This window comes from Allokutzneria sp. NRRL B-24872 (assembly GCF_002155965.1).
Lineage (GTDB): Bacteria > Actinomycetota > Actinomycetes > Mycobacteriales > Pseudonocardiaceae > Allokutzneria.
In genome coordinates, this window is record NZ_MUMH01000263.1 from 1 (window position 1) to 6,344 (window position 6,344).

Below are 6,344 nucleotides of genomic sequence, written 5' to 3' on the forward strand. Positions count from 1 at the left end.
CTCCCGCCCACACCAGGTCCCCGACGCCCTCGACGCCCCCGCCCTGGCCGCCTAGGTCGTCACTCTGACGATTCGCGAAACGTGGCGAAATGCGGTGGCTGTGCGCGATGCCTTGGGTAATAGTTCCGGGCGTGAGCAGGGTTGGCATCTTCGCGGACGTCATCGAGACGGGCACGGTTCTCGGAGTCGACGCGAACCTGGGTCCGGACGTCGCCGCCGACGTTTTCGGGGCGAACACCGGTGAGAACCGGTTCTCCGAGAACTTCTGGCACGTCTACGGATTCCTGGAGATCTTCTGGCTGAAGCGCCCCAGCGCCCCCGGCTACCAAGGACACCACTTCACCGTCCAGGCGGACCGCTTCGGCGGGCTTGATGCACGGTTCATCAGCAAGGCCGTTCGCTCGCGCTACGGGCTGTCCCCGTTCAAGCGACCGCTGCACTTCGCCGAACTCAAGCCGGAACTCGACCGCAGGGGCGTCTCCCTCGTTCCGACCACGCGCGATGACGACTACCAGACCTATCTGCAGCCGGAATCCGGCGTGACGGTCATGGTCCTCATCGACAACGGCTACTACGAGTACGAACTCGGCCACATCTCGAAGATCACCTCGCCGACGGGGTACGCGCACGCCGAGACGCGGCAGCGCCAAGCGAACGCGATCGACAAGGCCGCTGAGGTTGCCAATCTCCAGGACTGGCAACCTCAGCGCTACGCCGAGCTGCGTGAAGAACTGCCGTCCGCCGACGAATTGGTGCGCGACTGCCTCGACGCACTGCCGACCAGCCGGAGCGCGGCGCTGACGCGCACGAACAAGCTCCTCATCGACGTGGCGTCAGCCCATCGGCACAACATTTCCGACCCGGGCCTTCGCCGGGAGCTCGACGACTTCGTCGAATGGCGTCGCCGCAGAGCGCGCCTGATGTTGCCGTTCTGACCAGAGAGTTCTTGGTCCCGCTAGCTCACCATGCGCTGGGACCGCAGGGGACACCGGTCGAGTGCGCCTTCGTGACGTTCCTGCCGAGGTTCCGCTCCTCGTTCGGGGCGACGCAGGTGCTCGGCTGAACCGCGTGGTTGACGGTGATGTCCACCCAGACGTGGCCCGCGCCGCAGTGCTTGTAGTAGTGCGTGGTCCAGGGGCCGAAACCTTCGCTCGTGTGGCCGCAGGAGCGGGCGGAGGCGACTCCGCTGGTGACGACCATGGTGCCGCCGAGCGTGCCCGCGATGGTCAGCGCAGCGGCGGCCAGGCCCAGAATTCGCTTCTTCACGACAATTTCCTCGTCTTGGGAGTGCAGGGGGACAGGCGGTCATCCTTCCCAGTGCGACGATTCGCGACAAAATCGCTTCAAGTAAGTGTGAATCACGCGATCTTGGCGAGGACCACCGATGTGGCTTCGGCGAGGAGGGCCTGGTTGTACTCGGCGTCCTTGGTCGGCTTGCTCGACATGAGCGCGAGGACGATCGGGGCGGAGTTCGGCGGCCACAGAATGCCGATGTCATTGGCGGTGCCGTAGTCGCCGGTCCCGGTCTTGTCGGCGATGGTCCACCCGCGCGGAACACCGGCGCGAATGCGCTGCGCTCCGGTGGTGTTGCGCTCCATCAGATCCCGCAGGAACGCGCGCTTTTCCTGCGGAAGCGCGTCGCCGATCACGAGTTTCTGGTATGTCGTGCCGATCGCGCGCGGAGACGTGGTGTCACGTGGATCTCCGGGAGTGGCTTCGGTGATGGCGGGTTCGATCCGGTCCATCCGCGTCACGGTGTCACCGAGTCCGCGCAGGTATTCGGTCAGCTTCGCGGGCCCGCCGAGGTCGCGGAGCAGGAGATTTCCCGCAGTGCCGTCGCTGTAGCGCACAGCGGCGTCGCAGAGGTCGCGGATAGTCATTCCCGTCGCGATGTGCTTCGGCGTGATCGTGGCGTTCTTCAGCACGTCGTCCCTGGTGTACTTGACGACCGTGTCCAGGTGTGAAATCGGGTTGTGGTGCAGAACTGCCGCCGAGGCCAGGCCTTTGAAGGTCGAGCAGAAGGCGAACCGCTCATCGGCCCGGTGCGCGAGGGTCTTGCCAGTTCCGGTCGCCATTGCGTAGACGCCCAGACGCGCGCCGAACTTCTGCTCCAGTTCGAGCAGCGCGTCATTCACCGGGGGCGCGGCAGACGTGGTGGTGGCGGCGGGTGGCGCTGGAGGAGCGGGCTTCTCTGCCTGGGAGCACGCGGCCAACGGCAGGAGCGCCGCCGCGGTGAGGAACGCGCGACGCGTGGTGATCGCCATGACTCCCGAATGTAGCTACCAGTGCTTGGCGGCTGCGGTGAGGGTTTCGGTCACCGCGCGGATGTGCGGCAGGCGGGCCTGGTCCGAGCGGGTGGCCAGGTAGAGGGTGTTGATGGGCGGCTCATCGGGATCATGCAGCAGGACCAGCTCGCCCGACTCCAGCTCAGCCGCGCACAGGTACTTCGGCAGCACGGTGATCCCAGCTCCGGCGAGCACCGCGGCGAGCAGTCCACGCAGATCGGGCACGACCACGGCGGCGTTGTGCGGTGGCGGGCCGCCGAAGACCGTGCGCCAGTAGCGCCGGACCATCGGCAGCTCCTCCGCGTAAGCCAACATCGGCGCCGCCGCCAGGTCCGGGAACTCCGCGCCCGCGGCGGCGACGAGCACGAACTCCTCGTCGGCCAACGGGGTCACCACCAAGCCCTTGCGGCGCGGCCGGACCGAGGACAGCACCAGGTCGAGCCGCCCCTCCGCGAGGTCGACCAGCAGGTCGTCGGCCAGGCCGAGACCGACGCGCAGCCGCAGCCCGCGCCGGACCAGGCCGCTCAGCGCGGGCAGGACGAGCACCGACATCGCCTCGGCCGGGCCGCCGAGCCGGACGGTCCTGGCGAACTCCTCGCGGGTCAGCTCCAACTCCACCCCGGCCAGGGCGTCGAGGTGCGGGCCCACCCGCCGTGCCAGCTCGTCGGCGAACGCGGTCGGTGCGACGCCCCGGGGCAGCCTGCGGAACAGCGGCCGCCCCAACCGCTCCTCCAGCGCCTTCACCTGCACGCTCACCGCGGGCTGGGTGATGCCGAGCACCGTGGCCGCCGCGGTGAGCGACCCCGCGCGGTACACGGCGCCGAACGTGCGCAGCTGTCCCAGATCCATAAAACAGATTATGCCTGGAGCGCATCCAGACTATTGGTGGCTAATGGGTATCCCGACCTAGCCTGGCCGCACAACCAGCTCAGGAGGCAATCCCATGGCTCGCACCAACAGGGTGCTGATCGCTCTGACCAGCCACGACAAGCTCGGCGATACCGGCAACCCGACCGGCTACTACGTACCGGAGGCCGCGCACCCGTGGCAGGTGTTCCGGCTCGCCGGCTACGAGGTCGACTACGTCTCCGTCAAGGGCGGGAACCCGCCGACCTCCGGCTACGACGCCGACGACGAGGTGCAGCGGCTGTTCCTGGAGAGCGAGGGCGCGCGGCTCGCGGCCACCCCGAAGGCCGCCGAGCTGAACGCGGCCGACTACGACGCGATCTTCTACGCCGGTGGCCACGGCACCATGTGGGACTTCCCCACCGACGCCGACCTGGCTGAGCTCGGCAGGGACATCTACGAGAACGGTGGCGTGGTCGCCGCGGTCTGCCACGGTCCGGCCGGGCTGGTGCCGCTGGTCCTCTCCGACGGCACGCCCCTGGTGGCGGGCAAGGACATCACCGGCTTCACCAACTCCGAGGAGGAGGCGGCCGGGGCCACCCACATCGTGCCGTTCCTGCTCCAGACCAAGCTGGAGGAGCTGGGCGCGCGCTACCACGTCGCCCCGGACTTCGCCTCGAACGTGGTCCGCGACGGGCGGCTGGTGACCGGGCAGAACCCGGCGTCGGCGACCGGGACCGCGCAGGGCGTGCTCTCCGCGCTGAAAGGCTGAAAAGCCAAGGGGCGCAACGAGAAACCGTTGCGCCCCGGATCGGCTCGGTGCCCCGGAAGGCTCAGCGCTCGATCTCACCCCGGATGAACTGCTCGACCCGCTCGCGGGCCACCGAGTCCGAGTACTGCTCCGGCGGGGACTTCATGAAGTACGAGGACGCCGACAGGATCGGGCCGCCGACCCCGCGGTCCATGGCGATCTTCGCGGCGCGGATCGCGTCGATGATCACGCCTGCGGAGTTGGGCGAGTCCCAGACCTCCAGCTTGTACTCCAGGTTCAGCGGCACGTCGCCGAACGCCCTGCCCTCCAGCCGCACGTAGGCCCACTTGCGGTCGTCCAGCCACGCGACGTAGTCCGACGGTCCGATGTGGACGTTCTGGGCGCCGAGGTCGTGCTCCAGCTGCGAGGTGACCGCCTGCGTCTTGGAGATCTTCTTGGACTCCAGGCGGTCGCGCTCCAGCATGTTCTTGAAGTCCATGTTGCCGCCGACGTTGAGCTGCATCGTGCGGTCCACGACGACGCCGCGGTCCTCGAAGAGCTTGGCCAGCACGCGGTGCGTGATCGTGGCACCGACCTGGGACTTGATGTCGTCGCCGACGATCGGCACGCCCGCGGCGCGGAACTTCTCCGCCCACTCCGGGTCGGAGGCGATGAACACCGGCAGCGCGTTGACGTAGGCGACCCCGGCGTCGATGGCGCACTGCGCGTAGAAGCGGCTCGCCGCCTCCGAACCCACCGGCAGGTAGGAGACCAGCACGTCCACCTCGGCCGCGCGCAGCGCCGCGGCGATGTCCACCGGCTCCTCGTCGGACTCGGTGATCGTCTCCCGGTAGTAGCGGCCGAGGCCGTCCAGCGTGTGCCCGCGCTGCACCGCGATGCCCAGCGGCGGCACGTCGCAGATCTTCACCGTGTTGTTCTCGCTGGCCACGATCGCCTCGGAGAGGTCGCGCCCGACCTTCTTGGCGTCGACGTCGAAGGCGGCGACGAACTCCACGTCCCGCACGTGGTAGTCGCCGAAGCGCACGTGCATCAGCCCGGGAACGCGGGCGTCGGGCTCGGCGTCCCGGTAGTAGTGCACTCCCTGCACCAACGACGCCGCGCAGTTCCCGACGCCGACGATGGCCACCCGCACCGTGTTGCGGTCTCCGCCCATGACCGGGTTCCTCCTAGTTGTCAGTCCTGGTTCGCGCACTCGCGCGCGATGAGTCCGTCGAGCCACAGCACTTCCCGTTCGGTGCTGTCCAGGCTCAGTTCGTGCAGTTCACGGGCGTAGTGGTCGTCGTGACCGGAAGTACGGGCAAGCGCCGCCCGCAGCCCGTCCGCCCGGTCGGCCAGCCACTGCCTGCGTCCGCGCAGCACGCGCAGCCGCACGGACGCCGGTGTCCGCGTGAAGAACGCCAGCCGCACGACGAAGCACTCGTCCTCCCACGCCTGCCTGCCGTCATCGGCGAGCAGACCGGCGAAGTGCTCCCGCCCGAGCGGCGTGAGGTCGTACACCTTCCTGTTCCGGGAATTCCCGTCCCCGTCCCCGGCGTTGCCCTCGACGACGAGCCCTGCCCGGTGCAGCCTGCGCAGTGCCGGGTAGAGCGAGCCGAAGGAGAACGAGCGCTGCCCGCACAGCAACCCGCACAGCTGTCTGCGCAGCTCGTAGCCGTGCATCGGGTGTCGGTGCAGCAGGCCGAGCACAGCGAGCTCCAGCATCTCCGACCTCCTCGGGGGCGCCGGATCGACTATATCGAGCCGATATAGTGCTCGCGGACGTGATTCAGCCGACACGTCCGTTCTGACCAGCCGCACCTTCGCGCTGCCCTGAACGGATCAGGTGCGTTCACAGGGTCGGCACGTACGCTGATGGGGTGCAAACCCAGCGGCAGATCGTGGACTACGCGTTGCAGCGCCGAGCGCTGCTCGCTGAGGTCTACGCGGGCCGCACGGGGGTCGCGGAGGTGTGCGACGCCAGCCCTTACCTGGTGAGGGCGGCGAAGTTCCACGGGCAGCCGAGCACCACCACCTGCCCGGTGTGCCGCAAGGAGCAGCTGACGCACGTCGCCTGGGTCTACGGCGACGAGCTCAAGCACGCCGCCGGTTCCGCCCGCACGGCGGAGGAACTGGCGAAGCTGGCAACCCTGTACGAGGAGTTCACCGTCTACGTGGTTGAAGTGTGCCGCACCTGCTGTTGGAACCACCTGGTGCAGTCATACGTCCTGGGGACGCGTGGTCTGCCCAGCCCGTCGCGTCGCAGGACAGCGGCGGAGTGAGCCGACTCGCGGTGCAGGAGTCCCACGGGGGAACGGAGAACCACGACCGAGCGGTGCCCACGACGGGTGGCGCCGGTCTTCTGGAGGCTGAGTCGTGAACGACGAGCGCAACCGACCCGACGGCGGAGGGCGCGGGTCCAACCCTGGTCCGGAACAGCCGAACGAGAGCACCGGCTTCTGGAG

8 protein-coding genes are annotated in these 6,344 nt (G+C 68.5%); 3 read left to right on the top strand and 5 right to left on the bottom strand.

Annotation, left to right across the window (positions count from 1 at the left end):
* Positions 1 to 131 precede the first annotated feature (131 nt).
* Positions 132 to 935 carry a hypothetical protein gene (locus CCN37_RS37155; protein ID WP_086830079.1) on the top strand — a complete coding sequence of 268 codons (804 nt, stop codon included), beginning with the start codon at positions 132 to 134 and terminating at the stop codon, positions 933 to 935.
* Between the two features lie 25 nt (positions 936 to 960).
* On the opposite strand, the gene CCN37_RS37160 is transcribed toward CCN37_RS37155, so the two are convergent.
* The 3 genes from CCN37_RS37160 to CCN37_RS37170 all read right to left on the bottom strand — a co-directional run bounded on the left by CCN37_RS37160 (position 961) and on the right by CCN37_RS37170 (position 3,134).
* Positions 961 to 1,266 carry a DUF6355 family natural product biosynthesis protein gene (locus CCN37_RS37160; protein WP_086830083.1) on the bottom strand — a complete coding sequence of 102 codons (306 nt, stop codon included), beginning with the start codon at positions 1,264 to 1,266 and terminating at the stop codon, positions 961 to 963.
* Between the two features lie 92 nt (positions 1,267 to 1,358).
* Positions 1,359 to 2,264 (bottom strand): class A beta-lactamase, encoded by a 906-nt coding sequence (bla, locus tag CCN37_RS37165; protein WP_086830085.1) that lies wholly within the window; start codon positions 2,262 to 2,264, stop codon positions 1,359 to 1,361.
* A 15-nt stretch (positions 2,265 to 2,279) separates the two neighbouring features.
* Positions 2,280 to 3,134: a LysR family transcriptional regulator gene (locus CCN37_RS37170; protein WP_086830087.1), complete on the bottom strand. Its 855-nt coding sequence runs from the start codon at positions 3,132 to 3,134 to the stop codon at positions 2,280 to 2,282.
* A gap of 94 nt (positions 3,135 to 3,228) precedes the next feature.
* Between CCN37_RS37170 and CCN37_RS37175 the strand changes: the two genes are divergently transcribed.
* Positions 3,229 to 3,903 carry a type 1 glutamine amidotransferase domain-containing protein gene (locus tag CCN37_RS37175; RefSeq protein WP_086830089.1) on the top strand — a complete coding sequence of 225 codons (675 nt, stop codon included), beginning with the start codon at positions 3,229 to 3,231 and terminating at the stop codon, positions 3,901 to 3,903.
* Positions 3,904 to 3,964: 61 nt separating this feature from the next.
* Here CCN37_RS37175 and CCN37_RS37180 read toward each other — a convergent pair whose 3' ends face one another.
* Positions 3,965 to 5,056 carry an inositol-3-phosphate synthase gene (locus CCN37_RS37180; RefSeq protein WP_086830091.1) on the bottom strand — a complete coding sequence of 364 codons (1,092 nt, stop codon included), beginning with the start codon at positions 5,054 to 5,056 and terminating at the stop codon, positions 3,965 to 3,967.
* A 20-nt stretch (positions 5,057 to 5,076) separates the two neighbouring features.
* The gene (locus CCN37_RS37185; protein WP_086830093.1) at positions 5,077 to 5,604 is read right to left on the bottom strand and encodes a PadR family transcriptional regulator; all 528 of its coding nucleotides are present in this window, start codon (positions 5,602 to 5,604) and stop codon (positions 5,077 to 5,079) included.
* A 155-nt stretch (positions 5,605 to 5,759) separates the two neighbouring features.
* Between CCN37_RS37185 and CCN37_RS37190 the strand changes: the two genes are divergently transcribed.
* Complete coding sequence (locus CCN37_RS37190) at positions 5,760 to 6,161, top strand: DUF5318 domain-containing protein (protein ID WP_168201041.1); 402 nt, start codon at positions 5,760 to 5,762, stop codon at positions 6,159 to 6,161.
* Positions 6,162 to 6,344 lie beyond the last annotated feature (183 nt).